Source organism: Arthrobacter sp. SLBN-83, from assembly GCF_006715285.1.
GTDB lineage: Bacteria > Actinomycetota > Actinomycetes > Actinomycetales > Micrococcaceae > Arthrobacter.
Map to the genome: position 1 here is coordinate 3,011,840 of NZ_VFMX01000001.1, position 23,291 is coordinate 3,035,130.

23 protein-coding genes are annotated in these 23,291 nt (G+C 65.0%); 22 read left to right on the forward strand and 1 reads right to left on the reverse strand.

The annotated features are described in order from the left end of the window. Positions 1–4 precede the first annotated feature (4 nt). The 9 genes from lysA (at position 5) to FBY30_RS14105 (ending at position 11,130) form a co-directional block, all read left to right on the forward strand. Positions 5–1,480 (forward strand): diaminopimelate decarboxylase, encoded by a 1,476-nt coding sequence (gene lysA, locus FBY30_RS14065; protein ID WP_142133416.1) that lies wholly within the window; start codon positions 5–7, stop codon positions 1,478–1,480. Continuing rightward, positions 1,481–2,797, forward strand: a complete 1,317-nt coding sequence (locus FBY30_RS14070) for a homoserine dehydrogenase (protein WP_142133417.1) — start codon at positions 1,481–1,483, stop codon at positions 2,795–2,797. Beyond that, positions 2,798–3,904 (forward strand): threonine synthase, encoded by a 1,107-nt coding sequence (thrC, locus tag FBY30_RS14075; RefSeq protein WP_142133418.1) that lies wholly within the window; start codon positions 2,798–2,800, stop codon positions 3,902–3,904. It abuts the gene before it with no gap. Positions 3,905–3,906: 2 nt separating this feature from the next. Next, the gene (thrB, locus tag FBY30_RS14080; RefSeq protein ID WP_142133419.1) at positions 3,907–4,881 is read left to right on the forward strand and encodes a homoserine kinase; all 975 of its coding nucleotides are present in this window, start codon (positions 3,907–3,909) and stop codon (positions 4,879–4,881) included. Between the two features lie 295 nt (positions 4,882–5,176). Then, complete coding sequence (rho, locus tag FBY30_RS14085; RefSeq protein ID WP_142133420.1) at positions 5,177–7,297, forward strand: transcription termination factor Rho; 2,121 nt, start codon at positions 5,177–5,179, stop codon at positions 7,295–7,297. 266 nt (positions 7,298–7,563) lie between these two features. Beyond that, positions 7,564–8,637 (forward strand): peptide chain release factor 1, encoded by a 1,074-nt coding sequence (prfA, locus tag FBY30_RS14090; RefSeq protein ID WP_142133421.1) that lies wholly within the window; start codon positions 7,564–7,566, stop codon positions 8,635–8,637. Positions 8,638–8,652: 15 nt separating this feature from the next. Continuing rightward, the gene (prmC, locus tag FBY30_RS14095) at positions 8,653–9,570 is read left to right on the forward strand and encodes a peptide chain release factor N(5)-glutamine methyltransferase (protein WP_142133422.1); all 918 of its coding nucleotides are present in this window, start codon (positions 8,653–8,655) and stop codon (positions 9,568–9,570) included. Next, positions 9,554–10,366 carry an L-threonylcarbamoyladenylate synthase gene (locus tag FBY30_RS14100; RefSeq protein ID WP_142133423.1) on the forward strand — a complete coding sequence of 271 codons (813 nt, stop codon included), beginning with the start codon at positions 9,554–9,556 and terminating at the stop codon, positions 10,364–10,366. Before prmC ends, FBY30_RS14100 begins: the two co-directional genes overlap by 17 nt. Further along, entirely contained in the window at positions 10,366–11,130 is a 765-nt protein-coding gene (locus FBY30_RS14105) for a WecB/TagA/CpsF family glycosyltransferase (protein ID WP_142133424.1), read from the forward strand. Before FBY30_RS14100 ends, FBY30_RS14105 begins: the two co-directional genes overlap by 1 nt. Here FBY30_RS14105 and FBY30_RS14110 read toward each other — a convergent pair. Beyond that, complete coding sequence (locus FBY30_RS14110; protein WP_142133425.1) at positions 11,127–12,023, reverse strand: glycosyltransferase; 897 nt, start codon at positions 12,021–12,023, stop codon at positions 11,127–11,129. The two genes, FBY30_RS14105 and FBY30_RS14110, sit on opposite strands and share 4 nt — an antisense overlap. Before the next feature lie 288 nt (positions 12,024–12,311). On the opposite strand from FBY30_RS14110, the gene FBY30_RS14115 reads away from it, so the two are divergent. The 13 genes from FBY30_RS14115 (at position 12,312) to FBY30_RS14175 (ending at position 23,269) form a co-directional block, all read left to right on the forward strand. Next, complete coding sequence (locus tag FBY30_RS14115; RefSeq protein ID WP_142133426.1) at positions 12,312–13,424, forward strand: MraY family glycosyltransferase; 1,113 nt, start codon at positions 12,312–12,314, stop codon at positions 13,422–13,424. A 110-nt stretch (positions 13,425–13,534) separates the two neighbouring features. Further along, a complete protein-coding gene (locus FBY30_RS14120) occupies positions 13,535–14,017 on the forward strand; it encodes a hypothetical protein (protein WP_142133427.1) in 483 nt (160 codons plus the stop codon). After that, the gene (locus tag FBY30_RS14125) at positions 14,010–14,348 is read left to right on the forward strand and encodes an AtpZ/AtpI family protein (RefSeq protein ID WP_142133428.1); all 339 of its coding nucleotides are present in this window, start codon (positions 14,010–14,012) and stop codon (positions 14,346–14,348) included. Before FBY30_RS14120 ends, FBY30_RS14125 begins: the two co-directional genes overlap by 8 nt. Positions 14,349–14,429: 81 nt before the next feature. Then, positions 14,430–15,230: a F0F1 ATP synthase subunit A gene (gene atpB / locus FBY30_RS14130; RefSeq protein WP_142133429.1), complete on the forward strand. Its 801-nt coding sequence runs from the start codon at positions 14,430–14,432 to the stop codon at positions 15,228–15,230. 111 nt (positions 15,231–15,341) lie between these two features. Further along, complete coding sequence (gene atpE, locus FBY30_RS14135) at positions 15,342–15,560, forward strand: ATP synthase F0 subunit C (protein ID WP_003804776.1); 219 nt, start codon at positions 15,342–15,344, stop codon at positions 15,558–15,560. 54 nt (positions 15,561–15,614) lie between these two features. Then, complete coding sequence (locus FBY30_RS14140) at positions 15,615–16,166, forward strand: F0F1 ATP synthase subunit B (RefSeq protein WP_142133430.1); 552 nt, start codon at positions 15,615–15,617, stop codon at positions 16,164–16,166. Then, the gene (locus tag FBY30_RS14145; protein WP_142133431.1) at positions 16,166–16,993 is read left to right on the forward strand and encodes a F0F1 ATP synthase subunit delta; all 828 of its coding nucleotides are present in this window, start codon (positions 16,166–16,168) and stop codon (positions 16,991–16,993) included. Before FBY30_RS14140 ends, FBY30_RS14145 begins: the two co-directional genes overlap by 1 nt. 78 nt (positions 16,994–17,071) lie before the next feature. Then, entirely contained in the window at positions 17,072–18,709 is a 1,638-nt protein-coding gene (atpA, locus tag FBY30_RS14150; protein WP_142133432.1) for a F0F1 ATP synthase subunit alpha, read from the forward strand. A 70-nt stretch (positions 18,710–18,779) separates the two neighbouring features. Then, a complete protein-coding gene (locus FBY30_RS14155) occupies positions 18,780–19,670 on the forward strand; it encodes a F0F1 ATP synthase subunit gamma (protein ID WP_142133433.1) in 891 nt (296 codons plus the stop codon). 82 nt (positions 19,671–19,752) lie between these two features. Beyond that, positions 19,753–21,207: a F0F1 ATP synthase subunit beta gene (gene atpD / locus FBY30_RS14160; protein WP_142133434.1), complete on the forward strand. Its 1,455-nt coding sequence runs from the start codon at positions 19,753–19,755 to the stop codon at positions 21,205–21,207. Between the two features lies 1 nt (position 21,208). Beyond that, positions 21,209–21,493: a F0F1 ATP synthase subunit epsilon gene (locus tag FBY30_RS14165; protein WP_018760117.1), complete on the forward strand. Its 285-nt coding sequence runs from the start codon at positions 21,209–21,211 to the stop codon at positions 21,491–21,493. Positions 21,494–21,503: 10 nt separating this feature from the next. Continuing rightward, on the forward strand, positions 21,504–21,935 hold the full coding sequence (locus FBY30_RS14170; protein WP_142133435.1) for a DUF2550 domain-containing protein: 432 nt from the start codon (positions 21,504–21,506) through the stop codon (positions 21,933–21,935). 5 nt (positions 21,936–21,940) lie between these two features. Next, the gene (locus FBY30_RS14175; protein ID WP_142133436.1) at positions 21,941–23,269 is read left to right on the forward strand and encodes an alpha/beta hydrolase; all 1,329 of its coding nucleotides are present in this window, start codon (positions 21,941–21,943) and stop codon (positions 23,267–23,269) included. The last annotated feature ends 22 nt before the right edge of the window (positions 23,270–23,291 follow it).

The window sequence follows — 23,291 nt, forward strand, 5'->3', positions numbered from 1 at the left end:
CACCATGCCAGTATCCCCAAGCACTGCCGCGTCCCCGCTTGCCCCGGAATGGCTGCAGGTTCCTGCGGACCTGAATGAACTGCACCGGCCCATGTGGGCCGGCAGCGTCTCCCGCGATGGCTCCGGTGCCCTGACCGTCGGCGGAATGGACGTGCAGGCACTCAAGGAGCAGTTCGGCACGCCCCTGTTCGTCATGGACGAGGCCGACTTCCGTTCCCGTGCCCGCGCCTTCAAGGACTCGTTTGACTCTGCCTTCGCCGATATCTGCGGCGGCGTGGACGTGTACTACGCCGGGAAATCCTTCCTGTGCACCGCAGTAGTGAAGTGGGTGGAAGAGGAAGGCCTGCGCCTGGACACTGCGTCCGGCGGCGAGTTGGCCGTGGCTGCCCGGGCCGGCATTCCGGGGGAGCGGGTGGCCCTGCACGGCAACAACAAGTCCGACGCCGAACTGAACCGCGCGCTGGACATGAAGCTGGGCCGGATCGTGGTGGACAGCCTGGCTGAGCTGGACCGCGTCGGCGCCCTGGCGCAGGCCCGCGGTGAGCAGGCGAAGGTCATGCTGCGGCTCACCCCCGGGGTCCATGCCCACACGCACGAATTCATCGCCACCGCCCACGAGGACCAGAAGTTCGGCCTCTCCATGGCCGCGGATACCACGGACCAAGCCGGTGTCTCCGCCGCCGAGGAAGCCGTGGCAGCGGCAGCGGCGCACCCGGGCATCGAGCTGCTGGGCCTGCATTGCCACATCGGCTCGCAGATTTTCGAGCCGGACGGCTTCGCCATGGCCGCAGAGAAGCTGCTGCGTTTCCTGGCGGCCATGCAGGAAAAGTACTCCATCACCATGCCGGAACTGGACCTCGGCGGCGGCTACGGCATCGCCTATACGCCGGTGGACACGCCCCGCCCCGCAGCGGAGATCGCGAACGCAATGGCCGCCGTCGTGCGTTCCACCTGCGCGGAGCTGGGCATCGACGCGCCGCGCATCTCCATCGAGCCCGGACGCGCGATCGTAGGCAGCACCACGTTCACGCTGTATGAAGTGGGCACCCTGAAGACCGTCCGCGTGGACGCTCCCGGGGCTTCCGGCGACGGTGACGCGGGCAACAACGTTACGTATCCCCGCCGCTATGTTTCGGTGGACGGCGGCATGAGCGACAACGCCCGTCCGGTGCTGTACGACGCGGATTATTCGGCTGTCCTGGCTTCCCGCACGTCCGGCGCAGCCCCGCAGCTGTCCCGCGTGGTGGGCAAACATTGCGAGAGCGGCGACATAGTTGTTAGAGATGTATATCTGCCCGAGGACGTGGCAGCCGGTGATCTGCTCGCTGTCCCGGGAACCGGCGCCTACTGCTGGGCCCTCTCGAGCAACTACAACTATCTGGCCCGGCCGGGCGTTGTCGCGGTGCGCGACGGATCTGCCCGGCTGATTGTCCGCGGGGAAACCGAAGAAGATTTGCTGAGCCGCGACATGGGAGCCTGAATGACGGAAATGCGAACGCTGAAAGTAGCCCTCCTGGGCTGTGGCAACGTTGGGGCCCAGGTTGCGCGGATCCTGATTGAGGACGCTGATGCCCTTGCTGCCCGCACCGGAGCCAGGCTCCAGCTCAGCGGGATTGCCGTGCGCAACGTCAACGCCCCCCGCGACGTGGACCTGCCCCAGGAGCTCTTCACCACCGACGCCGACACCCTGGTCAAAGACGCCGACCTGGTCATCGAGCTGATGGGCGGCATCGAACCGGCCCGCACACTGATCCTCTCCGCACTGCGCAACGGCGCCTGCGTGGTCACCGGCAACAAGGCGCTCCTGGCCCAGGATGGCCCCACGCTCTACGAAGAGGCCGACAAAGCAGGCGTCCAGCTTTCCTACGAGGCCGCCGTCGCCGGAGCCATCCCCATCCTCCGGCCCATTCGCGACAGCCTCTCCGGAGACCGGATCACCCGGGTGCTGGGCATCGTCAACGGCACCACCAACTTCATCCTTGACCAGATGGACACCACCGGCGCACAGTTCGCCGACGCCCTCGCCGAAGCCCAGCGGCTTGGCTACGCGGAGGCTGACCCCACCGCCGACGTCGAAGGACACGACGCCGCCGCGAAGGCGGCCATCCTCGCCTCGCTGTCCTTCCACACCCGCTTCTCCCTGGACGATGTCCACTGCGAAGGCATTACGTCCGTCAGCGCCTCGGACATTGCCGCGGCCAAGGACGCCGGCTTCGTCATCAAGCTGTTGGCCATCGCGGAAAAACTCGTTGACGCGGACGGCAAGGAAGGCGTGTCCGTCCGTGTGCACCCCACCCTCCTGCCGCGTGAACACCCCCTCGCCGCAGTCCGCGGCGCATTCAACGCCGTGTTCATCGAGGCTGAGAACGCCGGTGAGCTGATGTTTTATGGCCAAGGCGCCGGCGGCACTCCCACCGCCTCCGCCGTCCTGGGCGACCTCGTCTCGGCAGCACGCCGGCTGGTCCTGGGCGGTCCCGGGCGCACCGAAACCACCACGGGCCACGTCCCCGCCCTGCCCATCGACGCAGCCACCACCAGCTACTACATCGGCCTGGATGTAGCGGACCAGCCCGGTGTGCTGGCCAAAATTGCGCAGCTGTTCGCCGAGCACGGCGTCTCCATTGAAATCATGCGGCAGACCATCCACCGCGATGCCGGTTCCAAGGTGGAATCTGCCGAACTGCGGATCGTCACCCACCGCGCGTCAGAGGCTGCCCTTGCAGCCACCGTCGAGGCCGTGAAGGGCCTGGACGTCATCAATTCAGTTACATCCGTTTTGCGGGTAGAAGGAGTCTAAGTGGCTCACCAATGGCGCGGTGTCATCCGCGAATACGCTGACCGTCTGCCCGTGACGGAGTCCACCAGGGTCATCACCCTGGGCGAGGGCGGCACCCCGCTGGTGCACGCACAGAAGCTCTCGGAACTGACCGGTTCCGAGGTCTACCTCAAGGTGGAAGGCATGAACCCCACCGGCTCCTTCAAGGACCGCGGCATGACCATGGCCATGACTGCCGCCGTCGCTTCTGGGGCCAAGGCAGTGGTGTGTGCTTCCACCGGCAACACGTCCGCGTCCGCCGCCGCCTACGCAACCGCTGCCGGCCTCAAGTGCGCCGTCCTGGTGCCGGAAGGCAAGATCTCCATGGGCAAGCTCAGCCAGGCGATCGCCCACGGCGCCACGCTTCTGCAGGTGGACGGCAACTTCGACAACTGCCTGGACATCGCCCGCAAGCTGGGGGAGTCCTACCCCGTCTTCCTGGTGAACTCCGTCAACCCTGCCCGCATCCAGGGCCAGAAGACAGGCGCCTTTGAAGTGGTGGACGCCTTGGGCGATGCACCCGACATCCACGTTCTGCCTGTCGGGAACGCCGGCAACATCACCGCGTACTGGAAGGGCTACAAGGAATACTCCGCTCCCTTCGAGTCCGACACTGCCGGCACCCTGCCCGCAGTGTCCACCAAGACCCCCGCCATGTGGGGTTTCCAGGCAGCCGGGGCTGCACCCTTTGTTGCGGGCCACCCCATCACCGAACCCGATACCATCGCCACCGCCATCCGCATCGGAAACCCTGCCTCCTGGGACGGGGCCGTGGGCGCCCGTGACGAATCGGGCGGGCTCATTGACGCCGTCACCGATGAAGAGATCCTGAACGCCCACCGCTGGCTGTCATCCAAGGAAGGCGTCTTCGTGGAGCCCGGTTCCGCTGCCGGGGTGGCAGGCCTGCTCAAGAAGCATGCCGCCGGCGAAGTTCCCAGCGGAAAGAAGATCGTCATCACCGTTACCGGACACGGACTCAAGGACCCCCAGTGGGCCCTCCGTACCGAAGACGGCAGCGACGTCCAGCCGGTCAAGGTTCCGAACGACGTCGTCACGGTTGCCGCTGAGCTGGGACTGGAAGAAAAATAGCCTTGGACACCACCTCGCAGGCCGCCGTCGGACTGCAACTGATTGAGCCGGGCCAGCGCGTCACCGTCCGCGTTCCCGCTACCACCGCCAACCTTGGGCCCGGCTACGACAGCCTTGGGCTGGCACTGGCACTGCACGACACACTGACGGTGGAGAGCCTGGACACGGACGAACTCGTGTTCGAGCTCAGCGGCGAGGGTGCCGACACCCTGCCGCGGGACGCCAGCCACCTGGTAATACGGGCCATGGACGCCGCTTTGGAACGCCTGGGCTACCGCCACGGTGGACTGAAAGTGACCGCCAGGAACGTGAACCCGCACGGGCGTGGGCTGGGTTCTTCTGCTTCCGCCGTGGTTGCCGCAGTTTCGGCCGCGAATGCCATGGTGCCGGCAGAAAGCCAGCGTGGAAAGGAGTGGATCCTGCAGCTCACCAGCGAACTGGAGGGCCACCCGGACAACGTGGCACCGGCGATTTTCGGCGGACTGGCGCTGTCATGGCAGGACAGTGAACAGTACAGCAGCACCAGTGCCACCGTTGCCGGGTCCGTCATTCCCATCGTGGCGGTGCCGGACTTCGAGCTCTCCACCGAAGCTGCCCGCGCCCTCCTGCCCGCATCGGTGGGGCACCACGCCGCGGCGATGAATTCCGGCCGGGCAGCGCTGCTGATCCATGCGCTGACGCAAAAGCCCGAATTCCTGCTGCCGGGCACGGAAGACTACCTGCACCAGAGCTACCGTGCAGAGGCCATGCGGCCCAGCGCGGCCCTGATCGGCGCGCTGCGCCGGGCCGGCTACGCGGCGGTGGTTTCCGGGGCAGGGCCCACCGTCCTGGTCCTGGCCGACGGTGAGCTCCAGGCTGCCGATGCACTGGCCTTCATCCAGGCCTTCACGGAAGAGAACACGCCGGACATCGGCTGGCGCGTGCTGAAGCTCGCAGTGGACGTCGAAGGTGCTAAGGTGGACTTGCACCGGCGGTAATTCCGCCTATCTGATCTGCTCCTGCATTCAGTTGCTGTTTGATCTACCACTGTGAATGTATTCCGGTGCCGCCTGCTTGGTCTGTCGCAGGAATCCGCAGCATCCAACTGCCCCTGAACCGTCAGCCCGGCGTTGTGCCATGGGCGCAGCGCAAGGTGAATCAGTATCCGGCCCTGCTGGCCGAAATCCAACCGGCAAGGCCGAACAATCCCGGCTGCAGATCTGAACTGCAGCCCAGATCAAATCATCGCGTCCAGCTCCCAGTCTGGACGCCGTCGAGGGGGAAGGATCCTTCGTGACCGAAACCACTGAGCTGTCACCAGCTGTGGAACACACAACTTCTGCTGCCGAATCAACGGCCGCACCCGCCAAGAGCAGCGGCCTCGCCGGCCTGAAGCTCGCCCAGCTGCAGGCCCTTGCCAGCCAGCTCGGTATCTCCGGCGGATCCCGCATGCGCAAGGGGGACCTGGTCTCGGCCATCTCCGCCCATCGCGCAGGGACCCTCACCGCCAAGGCCCCCGCGAAGTCAGCGGAAAAGGCTCCGGAAAGCACCGTGGCTTCGGCTGCAACCGCACCTGCTTCTGCTCCGGAGGCCCCTGCCGCAGAAGCTCCTGCAGCGGAAGGCACCCGTGCCCGTGGACGCGGCCGCAGCCGCCGCGCCGTCAGTGACGGAGTGGTTGCCCCTGCAGTCGAAGCTCCCGTCGTGGAGACCGCCGCACCCGCCACCGCGACTGTCGAGGCGCCGTCGGCCGCTCCTGCGGAAGCACCCGAGGCAACGGAAGGTGCTGCTGAGCGCCGCCAGCCGCGCACCCGCAACCGCCGCCGCAGCGAAGCCGCTGCCGCCTCCGTCCAGGAAGCCCCGGTGGAGACCCCGGCAGAGCAGCCGGCCGCGGAACAGCGTTCCGGCGAGCAGCGCACCGAGGCCCCTGCAACTGAAGCAGGCGACGCCGGCCAGCGCACCGAGCGCCGCGAAGGCGGCCGTACCCGCGGCCGCGACCGCGATTCCGATGGCGGCCGCGACAACCAGGGCAGCCGCGAGGCAGGCCAGCGCGAAGGCGGGCGGGACAACCGCGACAACGACGATTCAGACGGCGGAAGCCGCCGCAACCGCCGCAACCGCCGCGACCGGAACGACCGCTCCGGCGGCCAGGACCGGGACAACTCGCGCAACGACCGCTTCCGCGACCGCAACGACCGCCGCCGCGGCCGCAACCAGGGCCCGGATGTGGACGACGTCGAGGTCACCGAGGACGATGTCCTGCTGCCGGTCGCCGGCATCCTGGACGTCCTGGAGAACTACGCATTCATCCGCACCTCCGGCTACCTGCCGGGTCCGAACGACGTCTACGTTTCGCTCGCCCAAGTCAAGAAGTACAACCTGCGCAAGGGCGACGCCGTAGTCGGCGCCATCCGTGCACCCCGGGAAGGCGAGGACCGCAACCAGCAGTCCAACCGCCAGAAGTTCAACGCCCTGGTCCGCGTCACCTCCGTCAACGGCAAGACGCCCGAAGAGTTGAAGGACCGCGTCGAGTTCGCCAAGCTCGTTCCGCTGTACCCGTCTGAGCGCCTGCGCCTGGAGACCGATCCCAAGAAGATCGGTCCCCGCGTCATCGACCTCGTGGCACCCATCGGCAAGGGCCAGCGCGGCCTGATCGTGTCCCCGCCCAAGGCCGGCAAGACGCTCATCCTGCAGTCCATCGCCAACGCAATCACCACCAACAACCCTGAGGTCCACCTCATGATGGTGCTGGTTGACGAACGCCCCGAAGAAGTCACGGACATGCAGCGCACCGTCAAGGGCGAGGTCATTGCCTCCACCTTCGACCGCCCCGCCGACGACCACACCACCGTGGCTGAACTTTCCATCGAACGCGCCAAGCGCCTCGTGGAAATGGGCATGGACGTGGTGGTCCTCCTCGACTCCATGACCCGACTGGGCCGTGCCTACAACCTGGCAGCACCGGCCTCCGGCCGTATCCTGTCCGGCGGCGTCGACTCGGCAGCCCTCTACCCGCCCAAGCGCTTCTTCGGCGCCGCCCGCAACATCGAAAACGGCGGTTCGCTCACCATCCTGGCCACCGCCCTCGTCGAGACCGGTTCCAAGATGGACGAGGTCATCTTCGAAGAGTTCAAGGGCACCGGCAACATGGAACTGCGCCTGTCCCGCCAGCTGGCCGACAAGCGCATCTTCCCCGCCGTGGACGTCAACGCGTCCGGCACCCGCCGCGAGGAAAACCTACTCTCGCCCGAAGAAGTCAAGATCATGTGGAAGCTGCGCCGCGTCCTCTCCGGACTCGAAACCCAGCAGAGCCTTGAACTGCTCACCAACAAGATCCGGGAAACCCAGAGCAACGTCGAGTTCCTCATGCAGGTGCAGAAGACGACGCTTGGTGCGAAGTCGGATAACGACAAGTAGTTTCACCAGGGGCGGGGCCGACGCATTTTGCCGGCCCCGCCTTTGTCGTTCGGATTTTGCCGCCCCCGCCTTTGTCGTTCGGATTTTGCCGCCCCCGCCCCTACGCTGGGCGGCTTCGATCTTCGATCGTTCGCCGCCCAGCTCCGGCAGGCCCGATGCCACTCCCGGGGCGGAAAACCCGCGCGGCTTGGTAGTGCCGCCACCGTCCCGCTTCGTGCCCTAGCCGTCGCGTTACTAGACTTGTACAAGTCGAAAGAGGTTTATAGATGTTTGAGTCCGTACAGGGCCTGCTTGATGAGCATGATGCCATCCAGGCGCAGCTCGGGGATCCTGCTGTTTATGCTGACCAGCGGCTGGCCCGGAAGCTTGGGCGGCGGTCGGCTCAGCTCAATGGCATTGTTGAGGCCTATCACAAGTGGGAGGGACTTCGGGACGACCTTGCCGCTGCCAAGGAGATGGCAGCCGAAGATCCCGAGTTCGCTGCCGAGGTGCCAGAGCTGGAGGCTTCCCTCGAAACGGCTGCGGCCAAGCTTCGCCGCCTCCTCATTCCGCGCGATCCTGACGACGCCCGCAACGTGATCCTGGAGGTCAAGGGCGGTGAAGGCGGCGACGAGGCTGCACTGTTCGCCGGCGACCTGCTGCGCATGTACACACGGTACGCGGAGTCCCGCGGCTGGAAAACCGAAATCATCTCCGCCACCGAATCCGACCTTGGCGGCTACAAGGACGTCCAGGTGGCGGTCAAGGGTAACTCCAACGACCCCGCCGAAGGTGTTTATGCCCGGCTCAAGTTCGAAGGCGGCGTGCACCGCGTACAGCGTGTGCCCGTCACCGAATCCCAGGGGCGCATCCACACGTCCGCCGCAGGCGTACTTGTACTGCCCGAAGTGGACGAGCCCGAAGAACTCGAGATCAACCAGAACGACCTCAAGATCGACGTCTACCGGTCCTCGGGTCCGGGCGGGCAGTCCGTGAACACCACGGACTCCGCCGTCCGCATCACGCACCTTCCCACCGGCATCGTGGTGGCCATGCAGAACGAGAAGTCGCAGCTGCAGAACCGCGAAGCCGGCATGCGCGTCCTGCGGGCACGCATCCTGGCGCACCAGCAGGAGCAGATCGACGCCGAAAACTCGGCCCAGCGCAAGTCGCAGATCCGCACCATGGACCGCTCGGAGCGCATCCGCACCTACAACTACCCGGAAAACCGGATTGCGGACCACCGCACCGGCTACAAGGCGTACAACCTGGACCAGGTCATGAACGGCGACCTGGAACCGGTCATCCAGTCCGCCATCGAGATGGATGAGCAGGCCCGACTGGACGCCATCGGCGACTGACCGGAATTCATGCCCATGACCGACCCCTCCTCCGCGGCGCCGTCCCGGACCCTGGCAGCGGCGGTCCGTGAGGCTGCGGCACTCCTGGCGGAAGCCGGCGTGCCCAGCCCGCGGGCCGACGCCGAGCTGCTGGCAGACCACCTGCTCAACGTCGGGTTGGGGCGCCTCCGGTCTTTGATGCTGGGTGACACTCCGGTGCCGGAGGGTTATACCGAACTCGTGGCCGAACGTGCGCGCCGCATCCCGCTGCAGCACATCACCGGGGTGGCGCACTTCCGCTACCTGGAGTTGGCCGTGGGGCCTGGCGTGTTCATACCGCGGCCAGAGACCGAAACCGTGGTGCAGCTGGCCATTGACCATGTCCAAGGCATGCAACAGCCCCGGATCGTGGACCTGGGAACCGGCTCCGGTGCCATCGCAGGCTCCATCGCCCACGAGGTACCCGGCGCGGAAGTCCACGCCGTCGAGTACAGCCCCTTCGCGCACGCCTGGGCGGCAAAGAATCTGGCGCCGCTGGGCGTCAACCTCATCCTGGGGGACCTGCGCGACGCTTTCGCGGAACTCGACGGAACTGTCGACGTCGTCATTTCCAACCCGCCGTACATACCCGCCGAAGCCATCCCCAACGAACCCGAAGTAGCCCTGCACGATCCTCCCGAGGCCCTGTACGGCGGGGGAGCGGACGGCATGGAACTTCCGACGGCGGCAGCGGCCTCCGCTGCCCGGCTGCTGCGGGCCGGGGGCTACTTCGTGATGGAACACGCCGAAGTCCAGGCCGGCTGGATTGCCGCAATGCTTGGCAGGAGTGGAACCTGGACAGCGATCACCACGCACGTGGACCTGAACGGCAAGGAGCGCGCCACCAGTGCCGTGCTCGCGGACCAACCAGTCCACACGGAAATGAAAGAATGGGCCAGTGACCACAACTTATGACTGCACCATTGATGACGAGCGGGCCCGGGGCCTGGAACACGCCCAGCGTGCCATCAGCGAAAAGAAGTGCGTCGTGCTCCCCACGGACACGGTTTACGGCATCGGCGCGGACGCATTCTCGCCGCAGGCCGTCACCATGCTGTTGGTGTCGAAGGGGCGCAGCCGCGCCATGCCGCCGCCGGTCCTGATTCCGCGGATCAACGCACTGGACGGCCTGGCAACCGAGGTTTCGGCGGACGCCCGCAAGCTGGCGGAGGCCTTCTGGCCCGGCGGCCTGACCCTCATCCTGCATGCGCAGCCGTCGCTGGACTGGGACCTTGGCGAAACCAAGGGAACCGTTGCGCTGCGGATGCCCGCCGACGAAGTTGCCCTGGAACTGCTGACCCTGACCGGTCCGCTTGCGGTTTCCTCAGCCAACCGCACCGGCCAGGCCCCTGCCGGGACGGCCGCGGCCGCGCGGGAACAGCTTGCCGACTCGGTGGAGGTGTACCTGGAAGGCGGCCCCCGCCCGCTGGAAGGCGAAGCCGGCGTGCCCTCAACCATCGTGGATGCCACCGGACCCGTCCTGCGCGTGGTCCGCAACGGCGCCGTGAGCCTGGACCGGCTGCGCGAACACGTACCGGGAATCCTGGGCCTGGGTGAAATCCCCATGGCTGAAGAGGAACCCGCGGCGGAACAGTCGGCCCCGGCAGACGCGGTGGACGACGCCGGTCACGCACCCGGCGGGTCCGGCTCCTCCGCTGTCCCCGCTGCTGACGCGGAACCCACTGCGCCGGCCGGGAACCAGCAGCCTTGATGGCGCTGGACCGCCAGCAGATTCCCGTCCTGGACGTCCACGCGACACCGCTGCGCGTTCCGGAGTTGGTCGAGGAGCTCAACCGGTTCATCGAGGACGGGTCCACCCGTACAGTCCTGGGCCATAACCTGCACAGCGTCACGCTCACCTTGTCCGACGACGGCTTCCGTCTGCTGTATGAGGAAAGCGACATCGTGCTCCTGGACGGCGCCCCGGTGCTGTGGCTCTGGGGGAGGACCGGCAACGCCGAGGGCCCGGTGATGGATTACCGGCTTGGTTCCACCGACTGGCTGCCCGCACTTCACCAAGTGCGCGGCCTTGAACGGATCGCCGTGATCGGCGCCGGCACCGAAGCTAATGCGGGCGCTGTGAGCAGGCTGAAGGACATCGTTCCGAACGCCCATGTTGCCGGCTTCCCGGGGGAGGGCTGGGGTCCTGCCCTTGAGGACGCCGCCGTGGCTTGGCTGCACCGCGAACAGCCGCAGCTGGTCCTGCTCGGCCTGGGCATGCCGCTCCAGGAGGAAGTGCTGCAGCGGCGGCTGGGCGACATGCCCCCCGCCGTTTACTGCGCCGTGGGCGGCGCCATCGAACAGTTGGCGGGAGTCCAGAAACTTGCTCCACGCTGGCTGGGCAGGATGGGGCTGGAGTGGGCCTGGCGCCTGCTCCTGCATCCCCGCCGTGTTGCCTACCGCGTGCTGGGGGAGCCCTGGGTCCTGCTGTGGCTCCTGGTTGCCCGGCGGATCAAAAACCGGGGCCCGGCCTAGAACTTCTGGTCCTCCAGCGGGGCAAAGCCCTTGCCTCGGAGGCCGGTACTGAACGAACGCGCCCAGCTTAAAAAGCCCCGCAGGTCGCGGCGCTGCAGGAAGTAGCCCAGGTAGCCGCCCACGTCCGCCACGAACGAGCGTACCCGGAAGTACCGCCGGATCAAGTAGCCGCGGTTCCGGTAGTAGTAGAAGCGCTTGAAGGCGGAGTCGGGAACTATCACGTGCCAGCGGGCGCCGTAGACATGCTGGGTTTCCGAGAAGGCATGGGGGTGCGTAATGGCGGTGGTGGTCACCGTGCCGAAACGGATCCCCGCCTTGCGGAGCCGAATGGTGAAATCCACCTCGTCGCCGCGGATGAACAGCCGCATATCCGGCAGTCCCACTTTGAAGAACACGTCCGACCGGATCAGCGCGCCGTTGAAGAAGTGCCCGTCGTCCGGCAGGAAGCCGAGCTTTTCAACCTCCGCGCGGTCGTGCGTGACCTTGCCGTCAAGGCGGAAGAAAAAGGACAGCCGGTCGGGATGGCCCGGTGCTGTCACCAAGGGGACCACCGCTTCCAGGTCGCGGGCCTCAGCCTCACGAAGCAGCGTGGCGAGGCATTCCGGATCGGCCGGCTCGGCGTCGTCGTCCATCATCCAAACCCAGCGGGCGCCGCTGGCAACCGCCTTGAGCGCTGCCAGCGCAAACCCCCCGGCGCCGCCCAGGTTGGCCTGGGAACGGACATAGTCGACGTTGGGGTGCGCCGCCGCAACCTCCGCAGCTGGGGTGGTGCCGCTGTCCACAAGGCAAATGGTGTCCACCTGCCGGCTCTGCGCGTTGATCGAATGCAGCAGGACCGACAGTTCCTTGGGCCGGTCAAACGTCACAGCGGCAACCGCAATGCGGGGGGTCATGGGGGTCCTTTCCGCATGGCCGCCAGGGAGTTCCCCACCTGTTGTGCGCCCGTGTGGCGCGGAGCCATGGTGCCGGTGGCACTAGTATCTTTGACTAGAGTCCACTGTAATACAGCCCTGTAAGGCGCTGCGCGTAAGTCTGGCGCACTGCCTGCTGCGCGCTCGGCGACGGAGAAGTTTCATTTATCGAAGAACAGATTCCCGGCCAGTGAGCCCTTCCACCATGGACCGGCTGCCGACGCAGCTGAACGGCTTTGACACCCTTACTCCCCGGACGGTGCCTGCCGCATGATCATGTACCTGCTCATGGGGCTGACGGCTGCCATCGTGTCCTACGCTGCCACATGGGGCGCCCGGGTGGTGGGCCACAGGCTTGAGCTGCACCTGCCAATCCGCAGCCGGGACATGCACTCCACCCCCGTCTCCAGGCTGGGCGGCGTCGCGATCTTCCTGGGCATCATGGTGGCGCTGGTTGTGGCCAGCCAGTCGTTCTTCGTCAAGGACATTTACCGGAACAATTTCTCACCCTGGGGCGTCCTGGCCGGCGCGGCCGTGATCGTCCTGGTGGGCGTGGCGGACGACCTGCTGGACATTCGGTGGTGGGTCAAGCTGATCGGCCAAAGCGCAGCCGGCCTGGCGGTGGCCCTTTGGGGTGTCCGGATGACCATCGTTCCCTGGATTCCAGAGCCCATCTACCTGCAAAACGAAACGCTCCGGGTGGTGCTGACAGCCGGGCTGATCGTGACCACGATGAATGCCTTCAACTTCATCGACGGACTGGACGGCCTCGCCGCCGGGGTGGCCATTATCGGCGGCACGGCATTCTTCTTCACCGCCTACTGGGTGCACCGGAACGCGGTACTGCTCGACTACTCGGACCTGGCAACCCTCATCACGGCCGTACTGGTAGGCGGCTGCCTGGGGTTCCTGCCGCACAACTGGTTTCCGTCAAAGATCTTCATGGGCGATTCCGGCGCCATGTTGATCGGCCTGCTCATGGCTGCGGCCGGTGTCGTCTCCACGGGGCAGATCTCCTCGGGCCTCTACGACCGCGCCAACGGCATCTCAACCGTGATCCCCATCCTGCTTCCGTTCGCCGTCCTGTTCCTTCCACTGCTTGACCTGGGACTTGCAGTGGTGCGCAGGACAGCCCGTGGACGTTCACCGTGGTCCGCGGACCGCGGCCACCTGCACCATAAGCTCCTGGACATCGGCTACTCCCACCGCACCGCCGTGATCCTGATGTACCTGTGGACGGCAGTGCTCTCCTTCGGCGGCCTCGCGTTCGCAATCTTCCCGTGGCAAATCGTGCTTGCGGTGGACATCTTTGCCACGTTGGTCATGGGACTGGTCACGGCGTGGCCCTACCTGTCGCGCGGCAACGGGGAAACGACGGCGTAACGCCGGTTCTGAATTATTTCTATCTCGTGTAGAATTTAGGGGCAGCCCAAGCTGCCACTCCACCCCCTGCCTCCTGGCCATTGCCATGTGGTGCCGACGATTGGGATCGAATGACCTCCAACGCCGAGTCCGGACCTGCCTCCGGCAATGGTCCTGTTGGCGCCTCCGGTCCCACGCCCTCCCTGTGGCTGAACCTGCTCAAGCGCAGTTCCATCGCCGCAGCGGCCGGACTTGTGCTGTGTGCCATTCCGGCCGCACTCCTTAACGGGTTCACCGGCGCCGTATCGAGCGTCCTCGGTGGCCTGCTGGTGATGCTGTTCTTTGGCATCAGCCTGTTGGTGGGGCACTTCGTGGGACGCAGCAACCCGTCGGGGGCGATTGGCATGTTTGTCGCCACCTACTTCATCAAGGTGGTGGGCTTTGCCGTGATCCTGTTCGCCATCGGTGCTCCGGAATGGCTCCACGGCCGGTGGTTCATCATCGGCGCGGTGGTTGCCGTCGTCCTTTGGCAGGCTGCGGAGATCCATGGCTTCAGCCGGGCCCGCCTCCAGATCTACAACGATCCAGAAGACAGGGGAGGGACCGATGCGTGATCCGAAAAAGTCCACGGGCGGCGCCCACGGCAAACGGGGATCCAAAGGCCCCGCGCCCGCTGCTTCCGATGCTTCCACCGATGGCGGCTACAACGCTGGAATGGCTGTATTCAGCTACATCATTGGCGGAATCATCGTCTGGAGTTTGATAGGGTGGGGACTGGATTATCTGTGGGGAACGCGCTGGATTGTGCTCGCAGGCGCTCTGCTCGGAGCCGTCGGAGGTTTCTACCTTTCCCACATGCACGGCCTCACCAGTTCCCGCAAAAATGCTGATGAGCGCCATGCTCCCAGCGCACCGTCCCAGGACGGAAAAGATAATGCCAAATAATTTCACAGGGGGAACAGCAGGCTGTCAGGCTGCCGGACCCCGCCCAACGCCCAATGATGGACACTGCAGAGAGGAAACGCGTTGATCGCGCTTGCGCTCCCGGCCCAAGATTCAGGAGAGTTCACTCCTCCTGGTATTAACGAAATGCATTTGCCGGCAATCCTGCCGTGGGGTGCCGCAGAAGGATTCTCCAAGCAGATGCTGCTGGTCCTCCTCTCTGTCGTCTTTATCGCCGTCTTCTTCGTGCTGGCCGCACGCAAGCAGCAGCTGGTACCCGGTAAGCTCCAGTTCGCCGGCGAAGCCGCCTACGGCTTCGTCCGCAACGGCATCGCCAAGGACATCATCGGCGGCAGGGACTTCATCAAGTACGTCCCGCTGCTCTTCAGCCTGTTCTTCTTCATCCTGGTCAACAACATCTACGGCGCCATCCCGGTGTTCCAGCTCCCCACGTTCTCGCACGTGGGTGGAGCGTACGTGCTGGCCGGCCTGGTCTACATCACCTGGATCGCCATCGGCATCAAGAAGAACGGCCTGCGCTACTTCAAGCTGGCCACCGTCCCCTCGGGCGTTCCGTGGTACATCCTGCCGATCGTCATCCCCATTGAGATCATCTCGAACTTCGTGGTCCGGCCCGTCACGCACAGCCTCCGTCTGTTCGCTACCATGCTCGCCGGCCACCTGATCGTGATGATTGCCGGCTCCGGCATCGAGTACCTCATCATGCAGGAGAACGTCCTGCTGAAGGGCACCTCGGTCCTGGTCCTTGCAGGTGCCATCGCCATGTACATGCTCGAAGCCCTGATCATGGTCCTGCAGGCCTACGTCTTCACGCTGCTGACCGCGATCTACATCGAAGGCGCCCTGCACGCCGACAGCCACTAGGCACCCCGCCGGGGGAGTTATGCTCCGCCGGCACACCACAGTCTTCCCCTCGCGGGGATGAAGCAACCCAAACAACCTGCCGCACAAAGCGGCATCTTGAAAGGAAAAAAAATGGAAGGCTCCATCAACGGCTCCCTCAACCTCATCGGCTATGGCCTCTCGGCTATCGGCGGTGGTATCGGTGTGGGTCTCGTGTTCGCTGCCTACATCAACGGCGTTGCACGCCAGCCGGAAGCCCAGCGCGTCCTGCAGCCGATCGCATTCCTTGGCCTGGCGCTGACCGAAGCACTCGCCATCCTGGGCCTGGTCTTCGCTTTCGTTCTCAAGTAAACCTTCAGAACGTCAGCGAACATTCAGAACCGAGTAGATAAGGACGGGTGAAATATGCATCAGCTGATCATCTCAGCCGCCGCTGAAGGCGACGTCAACCCCCTTGTTCCCAATGCCTGGGAAATGCTGGTTGTCTTCGTGGGCTTTGCCATCCTCTTCTTCATCGTGGTCAAGTACGTTGTCCCGATGTTCGAGAAGACCTTCGCCGAGCGTGCCGAGGCCATTGAAGGCGGCATCGCCAAGGCTGAAAAGGCCCAGGCTGAGGCGTCTGCTGCACTCGAAGAGTACAAGCAGCAGCTGACCGACGCCCGCACCGAAGCCAACCGCATCCGTGAGGAAGCCCGCGCCGAAGGTGCCCAGATCCTCGCGGATCTCAAGGAGAAGGCGGCAGCAGAGTCTGCCCGCATCACCGCACAGGCCCACGCGCAGATCGAATCCGAGCGCCAGGCGGCCGTTGTGTCGCTGCGCTCTGAGGTAGGCACCCTGGCCACCACCCTTGCAGGCCGCATCGTGGGCGAGTCGCTCGACGACGACGCACGGGCAGCACGGGTTGTGGACCGCTTCCTGGCAGATCTGGAGTCCCAGAACGCAGGTGCAGCTAAGTAATGGCAGGCGTATCGAGCGAATCGCTGGCAACAGCCCTGGCCGCGTTGGAAGCGAAGCTTCCCACGGCGTCGCTGCAGCTGGCAAAGGAACTCTTCGGAATTCTGGGAATGGTGGACAGCTCGGCTGGCTTGCGCCGTGCCCTGACTGACCCCTCCCGCAGCGGCGACGAAAAGTCGGCGCTGGTCAGGCAGCTGGTTGGCGGAAAAGTCTCCGCTGATGCTGCTGAGATCGCGGGCGGACTGGCCAGCTCACGCTGGGCATCGGCGCGTGACATCGGCGATGCACTCGAGACTCTTGCCGCAACGGTGGTCATTTCCGTTGCTGAAAACAAGTCGGCCGTTTCTGCCTCCGGAATCACTGGCCTGGAAGAACTGGAAAACGATCTGTTTTCCTTCAACCAGGCTGTTGCCTCCAGCCACGAGGTACAACGTGCTCTGTCCGAACCGCAGGCAAGCGCAGCAGCCAAGTCCGCCCTTGCCGAGAAGCTGGTGCCCGGCGTCAGTGAGGAAGCCAAAGTCCTCATCACGCAGGCAGTCAGCCAGCCCCGCGGGATCAAGCCCACCCGGCTTGTGGAACGGTTTGCCGAACTGGCGGCCAAGCGGCAGCAGCGCTGGATTGCAACGGTCAGTGTGACCCGTCCTTTGTCGCAGACGCAGCTGGCCCGCCTCCAGGCAGGCCTGAACAATCTGTACGGGCGGGAACTGAAGGTCAACATCAACGTTGACCCGGCGCTCATTGGCGGCATCCGCGTCCAGGTAGGTGACGAGGTGCTCGACGCCTCGGTCCTTACCCGGCTGGGCGAACTGCAACGCCAGCTGGCCGGCTAGCCGGACAAGCACAACACAACTGATAGAAACCCCGGTCACCGTTTGCGGTGATCACAAACAGGAGAGCAGGGACTGCAGATGGCCGAATTGACCATCAACGCCGACGACGTCCGTAATGCGCTGAACGAGTTCGCGGCGTCCTACGAACCCGGGAACGCAGAGCGCGTAGAGGTCGGCCGCGTAACCACCGCTAGTGACGGCATCGCCCGTGTTGAGGGCCTTCCCTCGGTCATGGCGAACGAGCTGCTGCGCTTTGAGGACGGCACCCTGGGCCTGGCCCAGAACCTCGACGTCCGCGAAATCGGCGTCATCGTCCTCGGCGACTTCACCGGCATCGAAGAAGGCCAGGAAGTCCACCGGACCGGACAGGTTTTGTCCGTTCCCGTTGGCGACGCCTTCCTTGGCCGCGTTGTCGACCCGCTGGGCGTGCCCATCGACGACCTCGGCGAGATCAAGGCCGAGACCACCCGCGCACTGGAGCTTCAGGCCCCCGGCGTGACCCAGCGTAAGTCGGTCCACGAGCCGATGCAGACCGGCCTCAAGGCCATCGACGCGATGATCCCGATCGGCCGCGGCCAGCGCCAGCTGATCATTGGCGACCGCCAGACGGGCAAGTCCGCCATCGCGATCGACACCATCATCAACCAGAAGGCCAACTGGGCTTCGGGCGATGTCAACAAGCAGGTCCGCTGCATCTACGTCGCCATCGGCCAGAAGGCGTCCACCATTGCCGCCATCCGCCAGACCCTTGAGGACAACGGCGCGCTGGAGTACACCACCATCGTGGCTTCTCCCGCGTCCGACCCCGCAGGCTTCAAGTACCTGGCACCGTACGCCGGCTCGGCCATCGGCCAGCACTGGATGTACGGCGGCAAGCACGTCCTGATCGTGTTCGATGACCTGTCCAAGCAGGCCGAAGCCTACCGCGCCGTGTCGCTGCTGCTGCGCCGCCCGCCGGGACGCGAAGCCTACCCGGGCGACGTCTTCTACCTGCACTCCCGCCTGCTGGAGCGTTGTGCCAAGCTCTCCGACGAGCTGGGTGCCGGCTCCATGACGGGCCTGCCGCTGATCGAGACCAAGGCGAACGACGTGTCCGCCTACATCCCGACCAACGTCATCTCCATCACCGACGGCCAGATCTTCCTGCAGTCCGACCTCTTCAACGCCAACCAGCGTCCCGCTGTTGACGTGGGTGTGTCCGTGTCGCGCGTTGGCGGTGCCGCCCAGGTGAAGTCCATGAAGAAGGTCTCCGGTACCTTGAAGCTGGACCTGGCACAGTACCGCGACATGCAGGCGTTCGCGATGTTCGCGTCCGACCTGGATGCAGCGTCCCGCCAGCAGCTCACCCGTGGTGCCCGCCTGATGGAACTGCTCAAGCAGGGCCAGTACTCGCCGTTCCCGGTCGAGGACCAGGTCGTCTCCATCTGGGCCGGCACCAACGGCTACCTGGATGACGTTCCCGTCGAGGACATCAGCCGCTTCGAGGCCGAGTTCCTGGAGCACCTGCGCCACAAGTCCTCGATCCTGACCACGCTGGCCCAGACCAACGTGCTGGACGACGACACCGTTGCCGCTCTGAAGTCCTCGATCGTGGACTTCAAGAAGGGCTTCTTCGGCGAGGGTGACAACCACCTGGTAGGCGCCGGCCACGAGGAGCATGACGCTATCTCCGAGGGCGAAGTCGACCAGGAAAAGATCGTCAAGCAGAAGCGCTAGTTCCGCACCGCCGGTGTGCCGGGCCCCAGGGCCCGGCACCCCGGCTACGGAATGTTAGGAAAGGATAAGTATGGGAGCCCAGATCCGGGTCTACCGCCAGAAGATCAGCTCGACCACGTCGATGCGCAAGATCTTCAAGGCGATGGAACTGATCGCTACCTCGCGCATCGGGAAGGCCCGTGCGCGCGTAGCAGCTTCACTGCCTTACGCGAACGCGATCACGCGCGCCGTTTCTGCTGTCGCCAGCCAAAGCGAAATCGACCACCCGCTGACCACTGAGCCGGAGCAGATCCGCCGTGCCGCCGTCCTGGTAATCACCTCGGACCGCGGCCTGGCTGGGTCCTACTCTGCCGGTGTCCTCAAGCAGGCGGAAGGTCTCAACGAGCTGCTCCACGCCGAAGGCAAGGAAGTCAAGACCTACCTCGTGGGCCGCAAGGCCCAGGCCTACTTCGATTTCCGGAACCGCGAATATGCGCGGGTCTGGACCGGAGGAACCGACGCTCCAGAGTTCGCCACCGCCCGTGAAATCGGCGAAGCGCTGCTGGCAGAATTCGCAACTGACTTCGAAGAGGGCGGCGTGGACGAAATCCACGTTGTCTACACCCGCTTCAAGTCCATGGTTACCCAGGAGCCGACGGTTATCCGCCTGCTCCCGCTGGAAGTAGTGGAAGAACAGGCTGCATCTGAGTCGGATCTCCTGCCGCTGTACGAGTTCGAGCCGGAAACGGAGCGTGTCCTTGACGCCCTGCTGCCGCGCTACATCGAATCGCGGATCTTCGCAGCCATGCTGCAGGCGGCAGCTTCCGAGCTTGCAGCCCGCCAGCGGGCGATGAAGTCCGCAGGCGACAACGCAACGGACCTGATCAAGAAGTACACGCGCCTGCGCAACACGGCCCGCCAGGCCGAAATTACGCAGGAGCTCTCTGAGATTGTTGCAGGTGCCGACGCCCTCGCGTCGTAGCCTCCAGCCCCTCGGTTCCGCGGAACCAGCACCACCACAGATAAACTTAACCCCACGCCATCTACTGAATGAAGTGAGAGAGATGACTGCCACTGCTACCGAACACGTAGCCGCAACGTCCGGTGCAACCGGCCGTATTGCGCGCGTAATCGGCCCGGTTGTCGACGTCGAATTCCCGGCTGACGCAATCCCGTCGATCTATAACGCCCTCACCACCGAGATCACTCTCAACGGTGAGACCAAGACCATCACGTTCGAGACCTCCCAGCACCTGGGTGACAACCTCGTGCGCGCCATCTCCCTGCAGGCAACTGACGGCCTTGTCCGCGGCACCTCCGTGGTGGACACCGGCGCCCCCATCTCCGTTCCCGTTGGTGACGGCGTCAAGGGCCACATCTTCAACGTGCTGGGCCAGCCCCTGGACGTTGCCGAGTCGGAGCTGGACATCAGCGAACGCTGGCCCATCCACCGCAAGGCTCCCAGCTTCGCTTCGCTCGAAGGTTCCACCGAGATGCTGGAAACCGGCATCAAGGTCATCGACCTCCTCACCCCGTACATCAAGGGTGGAAAGATCGGCCTCTTCGGCGGCGCCGGCGTGGGCAAGACCGTTCTGATCCAGGAAATGATCACCCGTGTTGCCCGCAACTTCGGTGGTACTTCCGTGTTCGCCGGTGTTGGCGAGCGTACCCGTGAGGGCAACGACCTCTGGGTTGAAATGGAAGAGGCAGGCGTCCTCAAGGACACCGCCCTTGTCTTCGGCCAGATGGATGAGCCGCCGGGAACGCGCCTCCGCGTGGCCCTGTCCGCGCTGACCATGGCGGAGTACTTCCGCGATGTGCAGAACCAGGACGTGCTGCTCTTCATCGACAACATCTTCCGGTTCACCCAGGCAGGTTCCGAGGTTTCCACCCTCCTCGGCCGTATGCCTTCGGCCGTGGGCTACCAGCCCAACCTTGCGGACGAGATGGGCCTCCTGCAGGAGCGCATCACGTCCACCAAGGGCCACTCCATCACCTCGATGCAGGCCATCTACGTTCCCGCAGATGATTACACCGACCCCGCGCCGGCCACCACCTTCGCGCACCTGGATGCCACCACGGAACTTTCCCGTGAAATCGCCTCCCGTGGCCTGTACCCGGCCGTTGACCCGCTGACGTCCACCTCCCGCATCCTGGATCCCCAGTACATCGGCAAGGACCACTACAACACGGCCGTCCGTGTGAAGCAGATCCTGCAGAAGAACAAGGAACTCCAGGACATCATCGCCATCCTCGGTGTCGATGAGCTCTCCGAAGAAGACAAGATCGTCGTGTCGCGTGCACGCCGCATCCAGCAGTTCCTCTCGCAGAACACCTACACCGCCAAGCAGTTCACCGGTGTTGAGGGCTCCACGGTTTCCATCAAGGACACCGTTGAAGGCTTCGCGGCGATCTGCGACGGCGAACTCGACCACATCGCGGAGCAGGCGTTCTTCAACGTCGGCGGCCTCGATGACGTTGAGCGCCAGTGGGCCAAGATCCAGGAACAGACCAAGTAATATGGCTGAGCTTGAGGTTGAGATTGTCGCAGCGGACCACTTTGTGTGGTCCGGAGCGGCCAAGATGGTCAAGGCCCGCACCAGCGATGGTGAAATCGGAATCCTGCCCGGCCACTCGCCCCTGCTGGCGATCCTGGCCGAGGGTGAACTGGCAATCCAGCCGGTTTCCGGAGACCGTATTGCGGTGGACGTCGACGGCGGGTTCTTCTCGGTCGATAACAACCGCGTGGTGATCGTTGCTGACAACGCCCAGTTGGGCGGCTCGGCTACCGCTGGGATCCGCTAGCACGACCTTGATGGACGCACCGGGTATTTCGTTCATCGCACTGGCAATCGCGTTCGGATTGCTGATTTTTGCACTGTGCCTTTCGGGGGTGCGCCGCTTCAACCTGCGGCGTGCCCTCGGCACCGTGGACGCCTCCATTTGCGTAGCTGGAAACAGCTGGCAGATGGGGGTTTGTCGTTATCAGGACAATGACCTTGAGTGGTTCAGGCTCATCTCCTTGAGCGTCCGCCCCAAGTACACATTCAAACGCAGCTCCCTCGAGCTGCTGGGCCGCCGGAAGCCTACCGAAGCGGAGGCGGTGAAGGTCCAGCCGGACGTGGTGATCGTCGAACTCCGCTACGAGGGGCAGGACCTGCACCTTGCCATGAAGTTCGACGCCTACACGGGACTGTCCTCCTGGCTGGAAGCAGGTCCTGTCATCGGCGTGGGGACCTGGCGCTAGCCAACGTGGACTGGCTTTTAGACATCCGGCTCACCGACGGTCCACTCTATGGAACCGTGCTGGTATTGGGAATGGGCGGCGCCGCCTATCTCCTGGTGCCACCCTGGCGCGCCGCCATGGTTCCGGTCCATCGAGTCCGGGCATGGGCTGTCCGCATCCTCATCGCCGCGGCAGCCGCATTTGCCCTGGTGGGTACGGTGCACTGGGCGCTCATCAACATCTTCACCATCTTCCCCGAGGACCTGCCCGACCCCGTCCTGCTGTGGCTGGTGCCGGGTGTGGCGGCACTGCTCCTGTGCCTGCTCCGGCTGCCCCGGACCAGTTGGGGCGGCCGCGGGGGAGGGCTCCTCGCCGCGCTGCTGGTGATGCTGCTGTCTGCGATCCAGATCAACGCCTACTTCGGCCTGAACAGGACCGTCAGTGACCTGCTGGGCACGGCACTGGCCCGCATTCCCGCCCTGGAGCAGGACCTCATGCGCCATGCCGGGGAACCCGACGGCCTGCCGCTGCAGGGCTGGAAGCCGCAGGGGGAGCTGCCGGCCGGAGGCGAACTGCGTAAGGCCGCCATCCCCGGAACGGTGTCCGGGATGAACACCCGGGACGCCTATATCTACCTTCCGCCGGCCTACTTTGCAGCCAACCGGCCCGCCCTGCCGGTCCTGGTCCTGGTGGCCGGGCAGCCCGGCGGTCCCGCCGACTGGCTCACCGGAGGCGCCATCCGCGGCCATATGGATTCCTTTGCCGCCGCCCACGGCGGGGTGTCACCGGTGGTGGTCATTCCGGATCCCAATGGCTCGCAGTCCGCCAACACCATGTGCATGGACAGCCGCATCGCCAAAGCGGATACCTACCTCTCACAGGACGTGCCGCAGTGGATTGGATCCACCCTGGCGCTGGACACCAACCACAGCCACTGGGCCATCGGCGGCTTCTCCTTCGGCGGCACCTGCGCGGTGCAAATGGGAACCAGGCACCCTGACATCTACGCCGACGTGCTGGCCTTCTCCAGCGAAGCGGAACCCGCAATCGCCAAGGAACGGCAGAAGACCATCGACGCAGCCTTCCCCGGAAACCCCGACGAATTCACCCGGCAGACTCCACTGGAGATCATGAAACACCAACGGTTCGAGTCCCACGGCATGTACCTCACCGCAGGCCAGAACGATCCGGAGTTCGTGGCAAACCTCCGGACACTTGCAGCGGCGGCGGAGGGCGCCGGCTTCACGGTGCAGGCGCACGTGGTGGACCATACCGGCCACTCCTGGGACACCTCATCCAAGCGCTTTGCCGACGCCCTGCAGTTCCTCGGCAGCCAGTGGGGGATGCAGTGGTGACCACCAGGAACCCCAACCGCAC